Raw genomic sequence first — 20,129 nt, 5'->3', positions numbered from 1 at the left:
CCGATGGTAGTGTGGGGTCTCCCCATGTGAGAGTAGGGAACTGCCAGGCATCAAATTAAGTAGTAAGCCGGTGCATAAATCCGGTGGTTACAGAAGTATTCGGTGGAGCGGTAGTTCAGTCGGTTAGAATACCTGCCTGTCACGCAGGGGGTCGCGGGTTCGAGTCCCGTCCGTTCCGCCACTTATTAAAAGCCCTGAGCATTTGCTCAGGGCTTTTTCTTTGCCTGTCGCTTTATTATTGCTTTTTTAGCAAAAATCCTCTGCGTTTAGCGCTCTTTTTCTCAATCCTCTCGTTGGTCATAATTACCCTCGTTAACCGATATGAATGAATAAAGAGGAAAATCATGACAATCCCTGCATTTGGCCTTGGGACCTTCCGTCTGAAAGATGACGTGGTTATTGCATCTGTAAAAACGGCGCTTGAGCTGGGCTATCGCACCATTGATACCGCGCAAATCTATGATAATGAAGCTGCTGTGGGTCAGGCTATTGCTGAAAGCGGCGTTGCGCGCGATGAACTGTTCATCACCACCAAGATCTGGATTGAAAATCTCAGCAAAGACAAGCTGATCGCCAGCCTGAAAGAGAGCCTGCTGAAGCTGCGGACTGACTATGTCGACCTGACGTTAATCCACTGGCCGTCGCCAAACGATGCCGTTGCCGTCGAAGAGTTTATGGCCGCGCTGCTGGAAGCGAAAAAGCAGGGGTTGACCCGTCAGATTGGTATTTCTAACTTCACCATTCCGCTGATGGAGCGGGCAATTGCCGCCGTTGGCGCAGAGAATATTGCAACCAACCAGGTTGAACTCTCTCCGTACCTGCAGAACCGCAAAGTGGTTGATTGGGCGCGTGAACACGGTATTCATATCACCTCTTACATGACGCTGGCCTACGGTAAGGCACTGAAAGATGAAGTGATTGCACGTATTGCGACGAAACATAATGCCACGCCGGCACAGGTTATCCTGGCCTGGGCAATGGGCGAAGGTTATGCGGTAATTCCGTCTTCGACGCGGCGCGAAAACCTGGCAAGCAACCTTAAAGCTCAGGATCTGCAGCTTGATGAAGACGATCGCCAGGCGATCGCCGCCCTGGACTGCAACGATCGTCTGGTTAGCCCGGACGGTCTGGCGCCTGAATGGGACTAATCTAATCCCCCTCTGTACTCTACAACCCTCTTACAGCTCCTTCGGGAGCTGTTTTACATGTTCGCTAAGGAAGTCGATAAAGGCTCTGATCCGCGTGCTTACGGCTCTGTCGCTGTAGTAAACCGCGCTAAACGGCATTTCAACCGGCAGCCGTTTATCAGCCAGCAGCTCGACAAACGCCCCTTCAGCAATTTCCTTATCCACCATATAGTCCGACAGACAGGCGATTCCGTTACCGGCCAGGCACAGCTGCTTGAGCGTTTCTCCGCTATTGGAAGATATCTCGCTTTCGATTTCCAGCAGCTGGCCATCGCAGCAGGAGACTGGCCAGGTATTCAATGAAGCAGGTTCGCTAAAACCGAGGCATTGATGATTTTTTAGCTCAGCGACGCTTTGCGGCGTTCCATGGCGAGCGAGATAGTCCGGTGAAGCGATTATTTTGCGGTAGCTATTAAACAATGGCCTGGCGCGCAGGCTGGAATCGGTCAGCGTGCCGGCGCGGATCGCGACGTCAACTTTCCGCTCAATCAGATTGATAAAGGTTTCGGACGAGACCAGCGTAAGGCTCATCTCTGGATAACGCTCGCGGAAGGGTTTTATCAACGGCATCAGGAAATGCAGTATCACCGGCGTCGCGGCATCAACCCGTAATAGTCCTCTTGGCGTCGTACGACTCTCCAGAAGTTCATTTTCGGCAGCGGCCATCTCCTGAAGCACAACCTGCATGCGACGGAAATAACGCTCTCCTTCTTCGGTCAGGCTTAGCTGACGGGTCGTACGGTTAAGCAGGCTCACGCCGAGCTTTGATTCCAGCTTTTTCACCGCCCGGCTGACGGCGGAATTGGCCTGACCTAGCTGTTCCGCTGCGCGGCTAAAGCTGCCGCTCTCGACCACGGCGACAAAAATGGCGATTTCTTCTGAGGTAGCTCTCATTATTGCACCTGTGGCAAAATTCTATTGATACTTTGGCTATTTTTGTTATTAAAGCATCTCTTCATACTACGTGTCATCTTAATCATGTTGATACGGAGTACATTATGCCGCTGGCGCTACTTGCCTTAACTATCGGTGCCTTTGCTATTGGCACGACCGAATTTGTCATTGTGGGCCTGGTGCCCACCATTGCAGAACAACTCGCTATTTCGCTACCCTCAGCGGGGCTGTTGGTTTCTATCTACGCGCTCGGCGTGGCGATTGGCGCCCCGGTGCTCACCGCGCTGACCGGGCGTATGCCGCGTAAGCAACTGCTGCTGGCGTTAATGGCGCTGTTTACCGCCGGTAACCTGCTGGCCTGGCAGGCGCCGGGTTATGAAACTCTGGTTCTGGCACGCCTGCTGACGGGACTGGCGCACGGGGTATTCTTTTCGATCGGATCGACAATTGCGACCAGCCTGGTCCCGAAAGAGAAAGCGGCTTCGGCGATTGCGATTATGTTTGGCGGTCTGACCGTTGCGCTGGTGACCGGCGTACCATTGGGCACCTTTATCGGCCAACACTTTGGCTGGCGCGAGACGTTCCTTGCCGTGTCGATCCTTGGCGTAATCGCGTTAATGAGCAGCCTTATCCTGGTGCCGAATAACATTCCCGGTCGTGTCAGCGCCGGTTTACGCGCCCAGCTCCAGGTTCTGACTCATCCCCGTTTACTGATAATCTATGCCATTACGGCTTTGGGATATGGCGGCGTATTCACCGCTTTTACCTTCCTGGCGCCGATGATGCAGGATCTTGCCGGATTTAGCCCGGCGGCCGTTAGCTGGATCCTCCTGGGCTACGGTGTTTCTGTAGCGGTGGGCAACGTATGGGGCGGAAAGCTGGCGGATAAGCATGGCGCCGTGCCCGCGCTGAAGCTGATTTTTGCCGCCCTGGTTGCTTTACTGCTGATCTTTCAGTTTACGGCCAGCATTCAGTATGCGGCGCTGGCGACGGTACTGGTGATGGGCATCTTCGCATTCGGTAACGTTCCGGGTCTGCAGGTATACGTTGTGCAGAAAGCGGAGCAGTATACTCCAGGCGCGGTTGACGTTGCCTCAGGCCTGAATATTGCCGCCTTTAACATCGGGATTGCCTTAGGATCGGTGATTGGCGGGCAGACGGTAGAACATTATGGTCTGGATCAGACGCCCTGGATTGGCGCGCTGATAGTTCTGGTCGCGCTGTTGCTGGTGGTTCTTAGCGGCCGGCTAGATAAGCCTCAGCGCTGTGCTACGGTTCTTTCCGTAGAAGGATAAAGGTTTCTGGCAAATTGCATTGAAAGTGTATACAAAAATCCCTATAACAGAAGGACCAGCTGCAGTCTCGGGCTGGTTTCCTGTTATCGAGGTTTGATGCCTAAATTGCGAAAGAATACCTATGCCATGCGCTACGTCGCCGGACAACCCGCGGAGAGAATCTTACCTCCGGGGTCGTTTGCTGGCATGACTCCGGCTTTTCCGGCCGGGGTACCGTTAAGTTCGGATGAGAAAATCCGCGTGCTGGTGTGGAACATTTTCAAACAGCAGCGCGCCGAGTGGAAATCCGTGCTTAATAATTTCGGTAAAGATGCGCACCTGGTGTTATTACAGGAAGCGCAAACCACGCCTGAGTTAGTGAAATTCGCCACCTCCAATTATCTGGCCGCTGACCAGGTTCCGGCACTGGTGCTTCCGCAGCATCCTTCCGGCGTGATGACGTTAGCTTCCGCCCACCCCATTTACTGCTGCCCACTGCGCGAGCGCGAGCCTATCCTGCGGCTGGCAAAGTCAGCGTTGGTCACCGTTTACCCGTTACCGGATACCCGGCTGCTGATGGTGGTAAATATCCACGCGGTCAACTTTAGTCTTGGCGTGGATGTCTACAGCAAGCAGTTGCTGCCGATTGGCGACCAGATTGCCCATCACAGCGGGCCGGTGATAATGGCGGGTGACTTTAACGCCTGGAGTCGTCCGCGAATGAACGCTTTGTATCGCTTTGCGCGTGAAATGTCGCTGCGCGAAGTCCGCTTCTCTGACGATCAGCGCCGCCGTACTTTTGGCCGCCCGCTTGATTTTGTGTTCTACCGGGGGTTAAGCGTGCACGATGCTTCCGTGCTGGTGACCCGCGCGTCCGACCACAACCCGCTACTAGTTGAATTCAGTCCCGGCAAGCCTGATTAATTAAGGTATGTCAGGCCTGCCATGGGGCAGGCCTGCGTATGCATGGTGCTGCCTTTATTACTCAAAAAACCGAAGGACAATGCAATGACAACACGCTCTCATCATGACAACGTCGAAAAACAGTTTGGCTCACAGGCCAGCGCCTACCTGAGCAGTGCCGTACACGCTTCAGGGCGCGATCTGCAGCGACTTGCCGAACGGCTGGCGGACTTCCCTCAGGCCCACGTGCTGGATATGGGATGCGGTGCCGGACACGCCAGCTTTGCGGCGGCAGGGCAGGTTGCCCAGGTAACGGCATATGATTTATCCAGCCAGATGCTGGAGGTGGTGGCTCAGGCCGCAAGGGATAAAGGTTTTGCTAATATTGCCACGCAGCAGGGCTATGCCGAATCTTTGCCTTTCGCTGATGCCAGCTTTGATGTCGCGATCAGCCGTTATTCTGCGCATCACTGGCATGATGTTGGCCAGGCATTGCGTGAAGTGAAGCGGGTGCTGAAACCGGGCGGAGTGATGATTATTATGGATGTGATGTCGCCCGGCCATCCTGTTCGCGACGTCTGGCTGCAGACGGTTGAGGCGCTGCGCGATACCTCCCATGTTCGCAACTACTCCAGCGGCGAATGGCTGACAATGGCGAGTGAGGCCGGTTTGGTGATAAATCATCTGCTGACCGATCGCCTGCCTCTGGAGTTCAGCTCCTGGGTCGCGCGGATGCGGACGCCAGCGGCGCTGACGGCAGCGATTCGTTTATACCAGGAGAGCGCATCGGCGGAGGTCAAAGCCTATTTTGCATTGCAGCAGGATGGTTCTTTCACCAGCGATACGATTATGTTTGAGGCCCATAAGGCCATCTAACGCAGAGATAAAACAAAAGGCACCGCATGGGTGCCTTTTTTAATGCCTGCTGAATCATCAGGATTCCGGTCTGTCGCTGTTTTTCACAAACAGCGTCAGCTGATCGCCAGGTTTCAGGTTGCCGGTATCGCTGTTCCAGCGCATCACATCGCGAATGTTCACGCCATGGCGTTTCGCAATGCTCGACAAAGAGTCGCCCTTACGCACGCGATAGGTAATGCTATCGCTATTGTTTGCCAGACGTTCAGCGCTGCTGCCTGCGCCAATCACCAGATTCTGGCCGACCTTCAGGTTAGAACCGCGAATACCGTTCCACTGCTGCAGATCTTTCGTTGATACGCCGAGACGCGATGCAATGCCGGAGATGGTGTCACCGGAGCGCACCTGGTAGCTGCGGCTGGTCAACGGCTTGTTGTCAGCCAGCAGCGTCGGCTGCACGGCGGCAATATCACCGGAGGCCAAAGACTCACGCAGCTGCGCCGCATGCTTCTGCGGTACCAGTACGTAATTCGGCCCGTTCGCGCCCAGAGTCGACCCCTTAACGCCTGCATTGAACGTTTTCAGCTTGCTGACGGGCATTCCTGCCATATCCGCTAGCTGGGAAATCTCAACCGGACTGTCGAGACGTACACGCGCCAGGGCACGGCTTTCGTCTGCTGTTGGCAGCCTTACGCCATACCGCTTGCTGTTCTTGAGAATATCGCTCAGGGCCAGCATTTTTGGTACGTATATTTTGGTTTCCTGTGGTAATGACAGCGACCAGAAATCGGTGGGTTTACCCCGTGATTTGTTCGCTTTGATAGCCTTCATTACCCGACCTTCACCGCTGTTATAGGCAGCGACGGTTAACAACCAGTCGCCGTCGAACATTTTGTTCAGACGTTGCATCATGTTTAACGCTGCCGTGGTTGAGGCAACGATGTCACGACGCGCATCGTAACTGCGGGTCTGTTTCAAACCATAATTGCGCCCGGTGCTCGGAATGATCTGCCAAATGCCTGCGGCATTGGCGCCAGACGTTGCGTGCGGGTCAAAAGCGCTCTCCACTATGGGTAGTAATACCAGTTCCATTGGCATGTTACGTTTCTTAACTTGCCCGGCTATCCAGTACATATACGGCTCTGCCCGTAAAGTTACATCGTGGAGATAGCTCTTATTTCTTAAGTACTTCTGTTTTTGTTCGCGAATCCGGACGTTTTCCGGAATTCCCATCTTTAGCTCGTCGCTTATTGAAGTCCACAGATCCTGGTCTTGCGCGTAGAAGGTTCCATCATCTAACCAGCGCGCTCGACTTGTGAACTTGCTTGCTTCCCCTTGACTCGCTGCAGAAAGGCTCTGTGCGTGCTGTTGTACGGTGCCATCGTTCTTAGACGCCTGGCACCCCACCAGCAGGACAGAGGCGAGTAAAATCGCTCGTGCCTTCATGTGTGTGTCAATAGTTGCTTAAAAGACGAGCAAGGATAACGGTGAAGTCGTCTGAAGACAAGAATTAAATATCAGAAGTCGTCTTTCTTTGACCTTAACCAGGCAAATCGCTGAATAGAGTGTTGCAAATTTGTTTCTTTGTCTATTTCTTTAATTAAATCATCATCATCCGTTCGAAGAAATAAATTAATAAGACGCTCATTTTTCAGAGTTACGGGGAGTGTTTTTTGGTTTTTTGCACGTAACTCATTAACTTTGCGGTAGTAATCGTTTATCTCCCTATCATGGGGAAGGATGCTTATTGCAAACTTCATGTTTGCTAAAGTGTACTCATGTGCGCAACATATTAATGTTTCGTCAGGAAGGGCGCCAATCTTCTTAAATGATTGATACATCTGCTCTGCGGTCCCTTCGAAGAGTCTGCCGCAGCCGCCGGAAAACATTGTATCGCCACAAAATAGATAAGGTGCGCTGTAGAAACAGATGTGTCCTAAAGTGTGACCTGGCGTGGCAAAAATAGAAAATTCGCGGCCCAAAACAGTGAGGCTATCTCCGTCCTTCACGAGGTGGGTTGCGCCCTTATCCTGGGTTTCTGCCGGTCCGTAAACCACCAGGTTCGGAAATTTTTCCCGCAGTTGTTTAACGCCGCCAACGTGGTCGCGGTGGTGATGCGTCAACAAGATGGCTTCCGGTTGCCAGCGGTTTTGTTCGATGGCGGTGAGCACGGGCGCGGCTTCTCCGGGATCGACTATCAGGCAGCGCCCGCTATCTTCACTAAGAACCCAGATGTAGTTGTCCTGAAATGCGGGAATACTGATAAGATTCATAAATTACCTCTAATGCGTAGCGGAAGGTTGCGATGAAGCCGGCAAGGATACCTCATACAGTTACAGCGCCAGAGCACTGGTCCAGCATGCCGTGGGGCGAATACTACCGCGAATCGCTGGAACGGCAGATGAAACCGTGGCTCGCTAAATTATATGGCTTTCATTTACTTAAGATTGGCAATCTGAGCGCGGAAATCAATACCGAAGCCTGCGCGATTTCCCATCAGGTGAATGTCTCTTTGCAGGGGAATCCTGTGCAGGTAAAGGCCGATCCGCTGCATTTGCCTTTTGCCGAAAAGTCGGTAGATGCCTGCCTGCTGGCGCATACCTTACCGTGGTGCAGCGATCCGCATCGACTGCTGCGGGAAGCGGACCGGGTGCTGATTGACGATGGCTGGATAATTTTAACCAGTTTTAATCCTGTAAGCCTGATGGGGTTACGTAAACTGGTGCCGGTGTTACGCAATAAGCCCCCCTATAACAGCCGCATGTTCACCTTAACGCGTCAGATGGACTGGCTGGGGTTGCTGAATTTTGAAGTTATGCACTACGGGGGCTATCAGGTCCTTCCCTGGTCGCGCCACGGGGGGAAAATGCTCAGCACGCATCTACCGGCGTTGGGATGTCTGCAGCTCATTGTTGCCCGTAAACGCACTATCCCATTGACGCTAAACCCGATGAAATCGGGCAAAGCAAAAAAACGGATACCGCAGGCGGTAGGCGCCACGCGTCAGTGGCGCAAGGGGCAGAATTAACTTTCTGCCTTATAACCGATGTCGTCCCGGGTTGGGTTAGATGCTGCCGCGCGCGCCAGTTCGTCGCAACGTTCGTTTTCCGGATGTCCGGCATGGCCTTTAACCCATTCCCATTTTATCTTGTGTTGACCCAGCGCGGCGTCCAGGCGCTGCCAGAGATCGACATTTTTTACCGGTTTCTTGTCGGCCGTTTTCCAGCCGCGTTTTTTCCAGTTGTGGATCCACTGCGTAATCCCCTGACGCACATACTGGCTGTCGGTACTGAGGATCACTTCACAATGTTCTTTCAGCGCTTCCAGGGCGACGATGGCGGCCATCATCTCCATGCGGTTGTTCGTTGTAAGGTTAAATCCTTCGCTAAAAGTTTTTTCCTTCCCGCGATAGCGTAAAATCGCACCGTAGCCGCCAGGACCTGGATTTCCCAGGCAAGAACCATCGGTGAAAATTTCTACCTGTTTGAGCATCTCTGGTAGACTTCCTGTAATTGAAATCGATACGTAAAACGGTAAGTCTGACATAAATGACCGCTATGAGCACTGCAATTACGCGACAGATCGTTCTCGATACCGAAACCACCGGTATGAATCAGATTGGTGCGCACTATGAAGGGCACAAGATAATTGAAATCGGTGCGGTGGAGGTGATCAACCGCCGCCTGACCGGAAACAACTTCCACGTCTATTTAAAGCCGGACCGGCTGGTGGATCCTGAAGCGTTTGGCGTCCACGGTATTGCGGACGAATTCCTGATGGATAAGCCCGCGTTTGGTGATGTGGTCGATGAGTTTCTCGACTATATCCGCGGCGCGGAGCTGGTCATCCATAACGCATCGTTCGATATCGGCTTTATGGACTATGAATTTGCTAAGCTGAATCGCGGCATTCCGAAGACGGATACCTTTTGTAAGGTGACCGATAGCCTGGCCCTGGCGCGTAAAATGTTCCCGGGCAAGCGTAACAGCCTTGATGCCCTCTGTTCACGTTATGAAATAGACAACAGCAAGCGAACGCTGCACGGGGCGTTGCTCGATGCCCAGATTCTGGCCGACGTTTATCTGATGATGACCGGTGGCCAGACGACGATGGCTTTCTCAATGGAAGGGGAAGGGCAGCAGCAGGCCGGAGAAATGGGCATTCAACGCGTTGTGCGCGCCGCCAGCAAATTACGGGTGGTTTACGCCTCTGATGAAGAGCTGATGAACCACGAGTCGCGGCTCGATCTGGTGCAAAAGAAAGGCGGAAGCTGCCTGTGGCGGGCCTGATTTACCCATAAACGCGCTAAAAATAGTCTATTGGGTGATTTTTGCAGCAAGCGATTCAAAAATGAAGAAAAAGCGTTGACGGAGTAGAGGGGAATCCGTAATATTCGCCTCGTTCCCAAGGGAACAGTAAGTGGAGCGGTAGTTCAGTCGGTTAGAATACCTGCCTGTCACGCAGGGGGTCGCGGGTTCGAGTCCCGTCCGTTCCGCCACTATTCAGAAAGCCTGAATCAGCAATGATTCAGGCTTTCGTCGTTTTAGCCTGCAGAACACATTCTCTTCCCCGTCTTCGCCAGCCATCCGTTGCGCCGGTCTGACAACGTTTGTCCGCGAGCCTGGCGTTAATAGCATTCATATTCTTGTTCCGCGCGGCGGGCGTTTACCTGCAGGGCCCTGCGGCGAGCGGGCGGGATAGCGCTGGTTTGAGATATAAAAAGGGAGCCTGGGCTCCCCTGCCAGGCTGGCTTTAGCTGAGCGTGAAGGGGTCAGCGTCCTGCCAGGCCGGAAACTTCTCGCGATACTCTTTTAGCGACGTCAGCGAAAGCTCAGCATCCAGGCGAGTCGCCTGATGCGGTTCGGCCGTCGCGATAATCTCACCCTGCGGCGTGATTATCCGGCTATCGCCCCGGTAATGGTGCCCGTTGCCATCGGTGCCGACGCGATTGCATCCGGCAACATAAGCCTGATTTTCGATAGCTCTGGCGACCAGCAGCGACTGCCAGTGCATTGAGCGCGGGGCGGGCCAGTTGGCAACATACAGCGCTAAATCGTAGTCGTTATGGTTGCGTGACCACACGGGGAAGCGCAGGTCGTAGCATACCAGCGGCAGAATTCTCCAGCCGCGCCAGGCAAAAATGACCCGCTCGTTACCCGCTGCGTAATGATGATGTTCATCCGCCATGCGAAACAGGTGGCGTTTGTCATAGAAATGGATTTTACCGCCGGGCTCAACCAGCAAGAAGCGGTTAACCGGACCACGGTCCGTTTGCAGCGCGGCGCTACCGGCAATCAGCGCGTTGGTTTGGTCGGCTTTAGCCTCCATCCAGGCTACCACTTCCTCTTGCGACAGCGACTGTTTTGCTGCTTCCATCGCGAAACCGGTGGTGAACATTTCGGGTAAAACAATGAGGTCACGCCCGGTAATCCCTTCCAGTTGACGATCGAAATGGCGCAGGTTGGCGGGACCGTCCATCCACACCAGCGGTTGTTGTAAAAGGGTAATTTTCAGTCCGGGCACGGTGGTGAACTCCAGTATGATGAGAGGAATTATAATGACTTTAACACCATATCAGCCGATGGACGGCTCAGGGAATATTTTGTAAAAGAATGACAGCCCTGGAAATACCTTCCGCTGAATTGTCAGAAAAAAGAGAGGCGGGGAAGTCCCCGCCTCGATCGTGATGAGTTTATTTTTTTGTTTTTAAGCCGCTTCGATCTTGCGCACTTTTTCCGGCAGCTTTACCGGGCGGGTCGCCAGTTCATCCGGGGCGAAATCGTCGACGTTAATGCTGCGCAGTCGGCTGGTTTCCGCACGGACCAGGATGTCCGCCTCGTCCTGATTGATTAACCCTTTTGCCAGCGCGTTGCGGGCCAGTTCATCAAGACGCGTAAACGACAGATTCTTGCCCAGCTCTTTGCACAGGCGCTGGTGGATAGGGTCTGCTGCCATAACATCAAGCAGCGCTTCTTCCAGCAGGCCAACCGGATTATGCTCGCTCGGCGTCAGATACTGACCGCGGCCGATACGCGAACGCGTCGCGCTCGGAACCTGCAGGATTTTCGCTACCTTATGATCCAGCTTGTCTGAAGGCGCCAGGTAATGACGTCCGGTCGGGAAGATTGCCACGCGAAGCGCCCCAGCGACCAGACGATTCGGGAAGTTCACCAACAGATCGTCAATCGCCTGCTCGGCCTGATACAGCGCATCCTGCACCCCCCAGTGAACCAGCGGTAAGTCCGCTTCGTTACGCCCCTCATCGTCATAGCGTTTCAGGACCGCCGACGCCAGGTAGAGCTGGCTCAGCACATCTCCCAGACGCGCAGAAATTCTTTCACGACGCTTCAGACTACCGCCCAGTACCGCCATTGAGACATCGGACAGCAGAGCCAGGTTGGCGCTCAGTCGGTTCATATGTTGATAGTAGCGACGAGTGGCATCGCGGGTCGGCGAGCTGCTGGTGAGACCGCGGGTCAGGCCCAGCCAGAAACTGCGTACCTTATTGCTGCCCACGTGCCCGATGTGTTTAAACAGCAGCTTATCGAAAGCGTTAACGTCGTTATTCTGCGCGGCCGCCATTTCATCCAGCACGTACGGATGGCAACGAATCGCACCCTGGCCGAAGATCATCATGCTGCGGGTCAGGATATTCGCCCCTTCAACGGTGATGGCGATCGGCGCGCCCTGATAGGCCCGCGCCAGGAAGTTTCCGGTGCCGAGCATAATGCCCTTACCGCCGGTAATATCCATTGCGTCAATAATGGAACGCTGACCACGGTGAGTACAGTGATACTTCACAATTGCCGACAGTACCGCTGGTTTTTCGCCAAGCATAATGCCGTAGGTAATCAGCGAGGCGGCGGCATCCATTACGTAGGCGTTGCCTGCGATACGCGCCAGCGGTTCTTCGATCCCTTCCATTTTACCGATAGAGATTTTGAACTGGCGGCGAATGTGCGCGTAGGCGCCGGTAGCCATGGCGACGGATTTCAGGCCGCCGGTAGCGTTTGACGGCAGGGTGATGCCGCGTCCCACGGATAAACACTCAACCAGCATCCGCCAGCCCTGGCCGGCCATCGACGGGCCGCCAATAATGTAATCGATAGGAACGAAAATATCTTTCCCCTGGGTCGGGCCGTTCTGGAACGGAACGTTCAGCGGGAAATGGCGACGCCCGATTTCAACGCCGGGGGTGCTGGTGGGGATGAGCGCGCAGGTGATGCCCAGCTCCTCTTCTCCACCCAGCAGGCGGTCTGGATCGGAGAGTTTAAACGCCAGCCCCAGTACGGTGGCGATAGGCGCAAGGGTGATATAGCGTTTGTTCCAGGTCAGGCGCATACCCAGCACCTGCTGGCCCTGCCATTCGCCCATGCAGACGACGCCGGTATCCGGAATGGCGCCGGCATCTGAACCCGCTTCCGGGCTGGTCAGCGCGAAGCACGGGATCTCCTGGCCGCGAGCCAGGCGCGGCAAATAGTGGTTTTTCTGTTCTTCTGTACCGTAATGCTGCAGCAGCTCGCCCGGGCCTAATGAGTTCGGCACGCCGACGGTAATCGCCAGGATCCCGGAGACGCCCGATAGCTTTTGCAGTACGCGAGCCTGCGCGTAGGCGGAGAATTCCAGCCCGCCGTACTCTTTCTTAATGATCATCGCGAAGAAGCGATGCTCTTTCAGATAGGCCCACAGCTCCGGCGGCAGATCGGCCATCTCGTGGGTAATTTCGAAGTCGTTCGCCATACGGCAGGCTTCTTCGACCGGGCCGTCAATAAAGGCTTGTTCTTCAGCGGTGAGGCGCGGCTGCGGATAGTTGTGCAGTTTCTGCCAGTCGGGGTTGCCGCGGAACAGATCGCCTTCCCACCAGGTTGTGCCAGCGTCAATCGCTTCTTTCTCGGTGCGCGACATCGGCGGCATGACCTTACGGAAAGCGCGGAACGCCGGGACTGAAATCATGGATTTACGCATCGGCGCAAGGTTAAACGGCAGTAAAACGATCGCCAGCGGAATCAGCAGCCAGATATTCCACAGCCCCGCAGCGCCGAGTGCGGCGGTCCAGACAAGCAAAATCGCGCTGCTCAGCAGCAGATTGATTCGGTGATAGAAGAGCGCACCGAGTAAAACAACGGTTGCAACAATACTCAAAATCATCATAGAGAAATGCTCCCTGTCTTGTAGGAGGTCTGACCACTTGTGATGATATGGTTGTAGTGGATGTAATTTGTTTTAGCAATGTGTTTACAAAATAATTACAACCTTGCTCACATTGTTGTACGGAAATGCGGCACATAAAATCAAAAGCACAGGGGATTGCATTGCGTGCTGCTTCTCGCTGCGTCGGCTATCCGGTAAACTGCCTGGGTTATCCCACAAATACTGAAGGATTATCCTCATGTACCAGGATCTTATTCGTAACGAACTGAATGAAGCCGCTGAAACGCTGGCTAACTTTCTGCAGGACGAAGCCAACATTCACGCGATTCAGCGTGCTGCGGTGCTGCTGGCGGATAGCTTTAAAGCTGGCGGCAAAGTCCTTTCCTGCGGTAACGGCGGTTCGCACTGCGATGCGATGCATTTTGCGGAAGAACTGACCGGGCGCTATCGTGAAAATCGCCCCGGCTATCCGGCCATTGCGATTTCCGACGTGAGCCATCTCTCTTGCGTCAGCAATGATTTCGGCTATGAATATGTTTTCTCTCGCTATGTAGAATCAGTGGGTCGTGCAGGCGACGTATTACTGGGGATCTCTACTTCCGGTAATTCAGGTAATGTTATCAAAGCGATTGAAGCCGCCCGCGCCCAGGGGATGAAAGTGATTACTCTGACCGGGAAAGATGGCGGTAAAATGGCGGGGTCAGCGGATGTAGAAATTCGCGTACCGCATTTTGGCTACGCCGACCGTATTCAGGAAATCCATATTAAAGTGATTCATATCCTGATTATGCTGATCGAAAAAGAGATGGTTAAAGCTTAAAAGGCTATTTTGTTAGCCATTTTGAACCCGGGCAGTGCTCAAGATCCTCACGTACATGAAGTACGCTCCGGTTTCTGCGCGCTGGCCGTGTCCAAACTGGCTGCACCAATAACGCCTTTTATGTTTCAGTAAGTGGTATGAGGTGATCTATGTGCGAATTGCTCGGGATGAGCGCGAATGTGCCCACAGATATTTGCTTCAGTTTCACCGGGCTGGTGCAGCGCGGTGGCGGAACCGGGCCACATAAAGACGGCTGGGGCATTACGTTTTATGAAGGTAAGGGCTGTCGCACATTTAAAGATCCGCAGCCTAGCTTCCAGTCGCCCATAGCAAAGCTGGTGCAGGAATATCCTATCAAGTCCTGCTCGGTCATCGCCCATATTCGCCAGGCCAACCGAGGTATCGTTGCGCTGGAAAACACTCACCCCTTTACCCGGGAGCTATGGGGGCGCAACTGGACCTACGCTCATAACGGTCAGTTGGAGGGGTATGAGAGCCTCGAGACGGGAAGTCTGCATCCTATCGGGGAGACTGACAGCGAAAAGGCCTTCTGCTGGCTGCTGCACAGCATCACCGAGCGCTATCCGGAAATGCCGGGCGATATGGTTGAGGTATTCAGATTTATCGCCACGCTTGCCGGAGCGCTGCGTGAAAAAGGCGTGTTTAACATGCTGCTCTCCGATGGGCGCTACGTGATGGCGTTTTGCTCGACGAATTTATACTGGATTACGCGAAGGGCGCCGTTTGGCGTAGCGACGCTGCTGGATCAGGACGTAGAAATTGACTTTCAACGCGAGACCACACCGAATGATGTGGTCTCCGTTATCGCCACTCAGCCGCTTACCGGCAACGAAACCTGGAATAAAATTATGCCAGGCGAGTGGGCGTTATTTTGCCTCGGGGACCGAGTAGTTTGACGCGAGCTGCGGCTGCACAACTTCGTGGCTGAGCGGTTTGCTCACCACGTAGCGGCCATTGGCGACCGAAACCACCGGCGGCTTATGCGTCTGCCGGAAGTAGTCGTACCCGGGTTTCAGCTGCTGCCAGAAATCCGCGAAGTAGGAAAATTTGTGACGCGCCATGTTGGCGTCGGTCATGCGGAAAGGATAAATGCTCACCTGAACGTTGGGCTGGCCGAAGACTAACGCGCCGGTGACGAACTGGAAGATTTCATCAATACCGGTATCGGTCATGGCGTAACAGCCAACGGATACGCAGGCACCGTGAATCATCAGATACTTTCCTTCATAGCCATGCGCGCGATCGTAAGCGTTCGGGAAACCGATATTGATCGCTTTGTAGAAACGGCTGTCGGGTTTTAGCTGATTGCGGGAAACGTTATAGAAACCTTCGGGGCTCTTGAAATCGCCCTGGCGCTGCTTTGGACCGAGCCCGCCGGAGTAGTTACAGATTCGGTAGCTGTCGAGAAGCTGGTAGGTTTCGCCCATCTTGACGTAAAGATCGAGCATGCGCTCTTCTTTGAAGATCTCAATGTAGACCGGCGAACCCATGAGCTGCTGCTTATACTCTTTGCTCATCGGCGTTGTCGAGCTGTTACTGCTAAGTAGCCCTGCGAATGAAACGCACGGCAACAGAAGCATCGCAATAAATAATGCGATTTTGCGCATACTACTTGTTCCTTGATAAAACAAATAACCACATTGCCAGGACGGCAAGAGAGACCCGAAATCAGAGTTTTCTGGTTTTAGAGCGCTCACATTAGCATCACGGCATTTTTTCGCAAGCACGACGTGCCACGTTTACGTTTTAGTTTTCCGTTATAGCGAATATTCAGGTAAAGCGCAGTCAGAACTTTGCGTAATAGCTCGCATTTTAGAACGACTTAATGGCAGTTTGTCTACAGGCGCCGCTCACGAAATGTTACACTTGCTCCGCTAAATACTCAGGGTAAGAAAGGATGCTTCTCTCCCGTCTTGTGAATTATCAGGACTACGATGTTCCTTTCTTCCTCTTATTTTCCATTAATTATGCTGGCCTCGGCCTGATGCCGGGGTTTACGTAACGGATACCTGCTAACGATATGATTAAAATCACGAAAGGGCTGAATTTGCCCATAGCTGGCATGCCATCACAGCAGATTTCTTCGAAGACTGCGGTCAAGCGCGTTGCGCTGTTGGGGGAAGAGTACATCGGTATGCGCCCCTCGATGGCGGTGCGTGAAGGAGACCGGGTACAAAAAGGTCAGCTTCTGTTCGAAGATAAAAGAAATCCTGGCGTGCGATTTACTGCCCCTGCGAGTGGAACCATCAGCGCCATTCATCGCGGCGAACGGCGGGTTCTGCAATCGGTCGTTATTGACGTAGATGGCGATGATGCCGTTCATTTTCCCCGCTATGAATTAGCCGATCTTGCCGCGTTGACGCGCGAGGCCGTGCAGCAGCAGCTGGTGGAGTCGGGGATGTGGACGGCGTTTCGCACCCGCCCTTTCAGCAAAATACCTGCACCGGGCAGCGTTCCAGCGGCCATATTTGTCACCGCCATAGATACGAATCCACTGGCGGCAGACCCTCAGCCAATCATTCTGGCCCAGCGCGAGGCTTTTGACGCAGGCTTAACCCTGTTGACGCGGTTGACCGACGGTAAGGTCCACGTCTGCCAGGCCAGCGGTGGCAAGCTTGGCGGGCATCCCGTGGGCCAGGTGACCTTCAACCAGTTTGCCGGGCCGCATCCGGCCGGGCTGGTCGGGACCCACATCCATTTTCTCGAGCCGGTTAGCCTGAAAAAGCAGGTCTGGCATCTTAACTATCAGGACGTTATCGCCGTTGGCAAATTGTTCCTTGAAGGGGAGTTGTCTAGCGAACGCATTGTTGCGCTCGGCGGCCCGCAGGTGAAAGAGCCTCGTTTATTAAAGACCTGCTCTGGCGCCAGCCTTGATGAACTGCTGGCAGATGAACTTCTGGATGATGAAAACCGCGTTATTTCTGGTTCAGTCCTCAGCGGAACGCATGCTCAAGGGCCCCATGCTTTTCTTGGCCGCTTTCATTTACAGATAAGCGTCGTAAAAGAGGGGCGTGAGAAAGAGCTGTTCGGCTGGGTAATGCCCGGGAAAGATAAATTTTCCATCACCCGCACCACGCTCGGCCATTTTATGAAGCGTAAGCTATTTAATTTCTCGACGGATACCAACGGCGGCGAGCGGGCTATGGTGCCGATTGGCAACTATGAGCGAGTGATGCCGCTGGATATTCTGCCCACCATGCTGCTGCGTGATTTGCTGGCGGGGGATACCGACAGCGCGCAGGCGCTGGGCTGTCTGGAACTGGATGAAGAAGACCTGGCGCTTTGCACCTACGTATGTCCCGGCAAGTACGAATATGGCCCGGCATTGCGCAGAGTGTTAACCCAGATAGAGCAGGAAGGATAAGTGATGGGCTTAAAGCAACTGTTTGACAAAATTGAGCCGCACTTTACGCACGGCGGCAAGCTGGAAAAATACTATCCGCTGTTTGAAGCGACGGCGACGCTGTTCTACACCCCCGGGCAGGTCACGCGCGGCGCGGCGCACGTCAGAGACGCCATCGATCTCAAGCGGATGATGATTCTGGTGTGGTTCGCCGTTTTCCCGGCGATGTTCTGGGGAATGTATAACGTTGGCCTGCAGACCATTCCGGCACTGCATAAATTATACGGCGCTGAGCAGCTGCAGCAGGTTATCGCCGGGAACTGGCACTACAGCATCGCGCAGTGGTTGGGGGTGAACTTCACCGCTGACGCCGGTTGGCTCAGTATGATGACCCTGGGGGCGGTATTTTTCCTGCCTATCTACATCACCGTGTTTCTTGTCGGCGGGTTCTGGGAAGTCTTGTTTGCTATCGTGCGCAAGCACGAAATAAACGAAGGCTTCTTCGTGACGTCAATTCTGTTCGCGCTGATTGTGCCGCCATCGCTGCCGCTATGGCAGGCCGCGTTCGGGATTACCTTCGGCGTCGTCATGGCCAAGGAGATTTTTGGCGGAACCGGGCGTAACTTTCTCAACCCGGCGCTGGCGGGGCGCGCGTTTTTATTCTTTGCCTGGCCGGCGCAAATTTCCGGCGACCTGGTGTGGACTGCGGCGGATGGTTTCTCCGGCGCGACGCCGTTATCCCAGTGGGCAAGCGGCGGCGGTGAATCGCTGGTTAACGTCTCTACCGGCCAGCCGGTAAGCTGGATGGACGCCTTCCTCGGCAATATCCCGGGGTCGATTGGCGAAGTCTCGACGCTGATGATTCTCATCGGCGGCGCCATCATCATTTTTGGTCGCGTGGCCTCGTGGCGCATTGTCGCAGGGGTTTTCATCGGCATGGTGGCCACCGCGACGCTGTTTAACTTTATAGGCTCTGATACCAACCCGATGTTTGCCATGCCGTGGTACTGGCATCTGGTGCTCGGCGGTTTTGCTTTCGGCATGATGTTTATGGCGACGGACCCGGTGTCCGCGTCGTTTACGGATAAAGGTAAATGGAGCTACGGCCTGCTGATCGGCGTGATGTGCGTCCTGATTCGCGTGGTCAACCCGGCCTATCCGGAAGGAATGATGCTGGCGATCCTCTTCGCCAACCTCTTCGCGCCGCTGTTTGATTACCTGGTGGTGCGGGCCAATATTAAGCGGAGGAAATCGCGTGGCTGAGAATAAAAGTAACGATAGCATCGGCAAAACGCTGCTGGTGGTGCTGGTGCTTTGTCTGGTCTGCTCAATTGTGGTCGCCGGTTCTGCCGTGGGGCTAAAATCACGCCAGCAGGAGCAGCGCGCTCTCGATAAACAGCGCAATATCCTGGCGGTTGCCGGTCTGATGAAGCAGGGAATGAGCGCAGATGAAGTGGCTGACATTTTTAAGGCCCATATCTCTCCGCGTTTAGTCGATTTAGCCAGCGGTGAGCTGCTGGATAAAGATCCGGGCAAGTTTAATCAGGCCCAGGCCCTGAAAGATCCTCAGCAGAGCCTACAGCTGGAGGCGAGCCAGGATCCTGCCGGTATCAAACGCCGCAGTAATATTGCTGAAATTTACCTGGTGCGCGATGAAAAGCAGCAGATTCAGGAAGTGGTACTGCCAATTTACGGTAACGGCCTGTGGTCGGTGATGTACGCTTTTGTGGCGCTGGAAACCGATGGCCGCACGGTCAAAGGGATCACCTATTACGATCACGGTGAAACGCCGGGGCTGGGCGGGGAAATTGAAAACCCCAACTGGCGCCAGCAGTTCGTCGGTAAACAGGTGCTTGATGATAAAGGGATGCCTGCGCTGAGAATCGTCAAAGGCGGCGCGCGTCCTGGCGACCTGCACGCCGTTGATGGCCTGTCGGGCGCAACGCTGACGTCAAACGGCGTGCAGCATAGCTTTGATTTCTGGATGGGCAAACTGGGCTTTGGTCCATTCCTGCAAAAGGTGCGAGAAGGGGAGCTGAATAATGGCTGATTTGGGCGACATGAAAGAAATGAAGCGCGTGCTGGTGGGGCCGCTTATCGCTAATAACCCTATCACTCTGCAGGTACTGGGCGTCTGCTCCGCGCTGGCGGTGACCACCAAGCTGGAGACCGCTTTTGTAATGACCATCGCGGTGACGCTGGTTACGGCATTCTCCAGCATGTTTATCTCCATGATTCGCCACCACATTCCGAATAGCGTGCGCATCATTGTACAGATGGCGATTATCGCTTCGTTGGTTATCGTCGTCGATCAGGTGCTACGCGCGTTTGCCTATGAGATCTCGAAACAGCTTTCGGTTTTCGTCGGTTTGATCATCACTAACTGTATCGTGATGGGGCGCGCCGAAGCCTATGCCATGAAGTCGCCGCCGTTGGCGAGCTTTATGGACGGTATTGGCAACGGTCTGGGATACGGGGCGATCCTAATCATCGTCGGTTTCCTGAGAGAGCTGATCGGCAGTGGTAAGCTATTCGGTATTACCGTGCTGGAAACGGTGCAGAACGGCGGCTGGTACCAGCCAAATGGTCTGTTTCTTCTGGCGCCCAGTGCGTTCTTCATTATCGGTTTGTTGATTTGGGCGGTGCGCAGCTGGAAGCCTGAACAGCAGGAAAAGGAGTAA

Annotated in this window: 19 protein-coding genes and 2 tRNA genes; 14 read left to right on the top strand and 7 right to left on the bottom strand. The window is 54.2% G+C overall.

Annotated elements, in window-relative coordinates; genetic code table 11:
• Positions 1 to 104: 104 nt before the first annotated feature.
• Positions 105 to 181 (top strand) — tRNA-Asp (locus SIK97_RS07205).
• A 163-nt stretch (positions 182 to 344) separates the two neighbouring features.
• The gene (dkgB, locus tag SIK97_RS07200) at positions 345 to 1,148 is read left to right on the top strand and encodes a 2,5-didehydrogluconate reductase DkgB (RefSeq protein WP_014837458.1); all 804 of its coding nucleotides are present in this window, start codon (positions 345 to 347) and stop codon (positions 1,146 to 1,148) included.
• A 30-nt stretch (positions 1,149 to 1,178) separates the two neighbouring features.
• Here dkgB and yafC read toward each other — a convergent pair whose 3' ends face one another.
• Positions 1,179 to 2,081 carry a DNA-binding transcriptional regulator YafC gene (yafC, locus tag SIK97_RS07195; RefSeq protein WP_047724389.1) on the bottom strand — a complete coding sequence of 301 codons (903 nt, stop codon included), beginning with the start codon at positions 2,079 to 2,081 and terminating at the stop codon, positions 1,179 to 1,181.
• A 104-nt stretch (positions 2,082 to 2,185) separates the two neighbouring features.
• On the opposite strand from yafC, the gene SIK97_RS07190 reads away from it, so the two are divergent.
• From SIK97_RS07190 to SIK97_RS07180, 3 genes are all read left to right on the top strand, one after another.
• A complete protein-coding gene (locus SIK97_RS07190; protein WP_014228021.1) occupies positions 2,186 to 3,376 on the top strand; it encodes an MFS transporter in 1,191 nt (396 codons plus the stop codon).
• Positions 3,377 to 3,481: 105 nt separating this feature from the next.
• Entirely contained in the window at positions 3,482 to 4,279 is a 798-nt protein-coding gene (locus SIK97_RS07185) for an endonuclease/exonuclease/phosphatase family protein (protein WP_025108464.1), read from the top strand.
• Positions 4,280 to 4,363: 84 nt separating this feature from the next.
• Positions 4,364 to 5,134 carry a class I SAM-dependent methyltransferase gene (locus SIK97_RS07180; protein WP_057173109.1) on the top strand — a complete coding sequence of 257 codons (771 nt, stop codon included), beginning with the start codon at positions 4,364 to 4,366 and terminating at the stop codon, positions 5,132 to 5,134.
• Positions 5,135 to 5,191: 57 nt separating this feature from the next.
• Here SIK97_RS07180 and mltD read toward each other — a convergent pair whose 3' ends face one another.
• Together mltD and gloB are read right to left on the bottom strand one after the other, a co-directional pair.
• Positions 5,192 to 6,559, bottom strand: coding sequence for a murein transglycosylase D (gene mltD / locus SIK97_RS07175; RefSeq protein WP_014228024.1), 1,368 nt, complete (start codon positions 6,557 to 6,559; stop codon positions 5,192 to 5,194).
• Positions 6,560 to 6,630: 71 nt separating this feature from the next.
• On the bottom strand, positions 6,631 to 7,386 hold the full coding sequence (gene gloB, locus SIK97_RS07170) for a hydroxyacylglutathione hydrolase (RefSeq protein WP_049081134.1): 756 nt from the start codon (positions 7,384 to 7,386) through the stop codon (positions 6,631 to 6,633).
• Between the two features lie 32 nt (positions 7,387 to 7,418).
• Here gloB and SIK97_RS07165 point away from each other — a divergent pair, with 32 nt between their 5' ends.
• Positions 7,419 to 8,141 carry a class I SAM-dependent methyltransferase gene (locus SIK97_RS07165; RefSeq protein ID WP_004847912.1) on the top strand — a complete coding sequence of 241 codons (723 nt, stop codon included), beginning with the start codon at positions 7,419 to 7,421 and terminating at the stop codon, positions 8,139 to 8,141.
• Here SIK97_RS07165 and rnhA read toward each other — a convergent pair.
• Positions 8,138 to 8,605 (bottom strand): ribonuclease HI, encoded by a 468-nt coding sequence (gene rnhA / locus SIK97_RS07160; protein ID WP_049101434.1) that lies wholly within the window; start codon positions 8,603 to 8,605, stop codon positions 8,138 to 8,140. The two genes, SIK97_RS07165 and rnhA, sit on opposite strands and share 4 nt — an antisense overlap.
• A gap of 65 nt (positions 8,606 to 8,670) precedes the next feature.
• Between rnhA and dnaQ the strand changes: the two genes are divergently transcribed.
• Positions 8,671 to 9,402, top strand: a complete 732-nt coding sequence (dnaQ, locus tag SIK97_RS07155) for a DNA polymerase III subunit epsilon (RefSeq protein ID WP_025108466.1) — start codon at positions 8,671 to 8,673, stop codon at positions 9,400 to 9,402.
• A 132-nt stretch (positions 9,403 to 9,534) separates the two neighbouring features.
• Positions 9,535 to 9,611: transfer RNA gene (locus SIK97_RS07150), tRNA-Asp, on the top strand.
• Positions 9,612 to 9,865: 254 nt separating this feature from the next.
• On the opposite strand, the gene SIK97_RS07145 is transcribed toward SIK97_RS07150, so the two are convergent.
• The gene (locus SIK97_RS07145; protein ID WP_014837467.1) at positions 9,866 to 10,636 is read right to left on the bottom strand and encodes an amidohydrolase; all 771 of its coding nucleotides are present in this window, start codon (positions 10,634 to 10,636) and stop codon (positions 9,866 to 9,868) included.
• Between the two features lie 183 nt (positions 10,637 to 10,819).
• Positions 10,820 to 13,264, bottom strand: a complete 2,445-nt coding sequence (gene fadE, locus SIK97_RS07140; protein WP_014837468.1) for an acyl-CoA dehydrogenase FadE — start codon at positions 13,262 to 13,264, stop codon at positions 10,820 to 10,822.
• A gap of 238 nt (positions 13,265 to 13,502) precedes the next feature.
• On the opposite strand from fadE, the gene lpcA reads away from it, so the two are divergent.
• Both lpcA and SIK97_RS07130 read left to right on the top strand, forming a co-directional pair.
• Positions 13,503 to 14,084 (top strand): D-sedoheptulose 7-phosphate isomerase, encoded by a 582-nt coding sequence (lpcA, locus tag SIK97_RS07135; protein ID WP_004099149.1) that lies wholly within the window; start codon positions 13,503 to 13,505, stop codon positions 14,082 to 14,084.
• 149 nt (positions 14,085 to 14,233) lie between these two features.
• A complete protein-coding gene (locus tag SIK97_RS07130) occupies positions 14,234 to 15,001 on the top strand; it encodes a class II glutamine amidotransferase (RefSeq protein ID WP_004847917.1) in 768 nt (255 codons plus the stop codon).
• Here the strand turns inward: SIK97_RS07130 and dpaA are convergent.
• Positions 14,972 to 15,712, bottom strand: coding sequence for a peptidoglycan meso-diaminopimelic acid protein amidase (gene dpaA / locus SIK97_RS07125; protein ID WP_014228031.1), 741 nt, complete (start codon positions 15,710 to 15,712; stop codon positions 14,972 to 14,974). The genes SIK97_RS07130 and dpaA overlap by 30 nt on opposite strands.
• Positions 15,713 to 16,125: 413 nt before the next feature.
• Here dpaA and SIK97_RS07120 point away from each other — a divergent pair, with 413 nt between their 5' ends.
• The 4 genes from SIK97_RS07120 to SIK97_RS07105 are packed head-to-tail and all read left to right on the top strand — an operon-like array spanning position 16,126 to position 20,129.
• Positions 16,126 to 17,469, top strand: a complete 1,344-nt coding sequence (locus SIK97_RS07120) for a Na(+)-translocating NADH-quinone reductase subunit A (protein ID WP_057173107.1) — start codon at positions 16,126 to 16,128, stop codon at positions 17,467 to 17,469.
• A 3-nt stretch (positions 17,470 to 17,472) separates the two neighbouring features.
• Positions 17,473 to 18,711 carry an NADH:ubiquinone reductase (Na(+)-transporting) subunit B gene (locus SIK97_RS07115; protein ID WP_004847922.1) on the top strand — a complete coding sequence of 413 codons (1,239 nt, stop codon included), beginning with the start codon at positions 17,473 to 17,475 and terminating at the stop codon, positions 18,709 to 18,711.
• The gene (locus SIK97_RS07110) at positions 18,704 to 19,498 is read left to right on the top strand and encodes a Na(+)-translocating NADH-quinone reductase subunit C (protein WP_004847924.1); all 795 of its coding nucleotides are present in this window, start codon (positions 18,704 to 18,706) and stop codon (positions 19,496 to 19,498) included. The genes SIK97_RS07115 and SIK97_RS07110 overlap by 8 nt, the downstream gene beginning before the upstream one ends.
• The gene (locus tag SIK97_RS07105; protein ID WP_004099162.1) at positions 19,491 to 20,129 is read left to right on the top strand and encodes an NADH:ubiquinone reductase (Na(+)-transporting) subunit D; all 639 of its coding nucleotides are present in this window, start codon (positions 19,491 to 19,493) and stop codon (positions 20,127 to 20,129) included. Before SIK97_RS07110 ends, SIK97_RS07105 begins: the two co-directional genes overlap by 8 nt.

Origin of the sequence: Klebsiella sp. JN_Kp126, from assembly GCF_033843325.1 — a bacterium.
In the GTDB taxonomy this organism is placed as follows: domain Bacteria; phylum Pseudomonadota; class Gammaproteobacteria; order Enterobacterales; family Enterobacteriaceae; genus Klebsiella; species Klebsiella michiganensis.
This window is presented reverse-complemented; position numbering and strand designations above follow the sequence as displayed.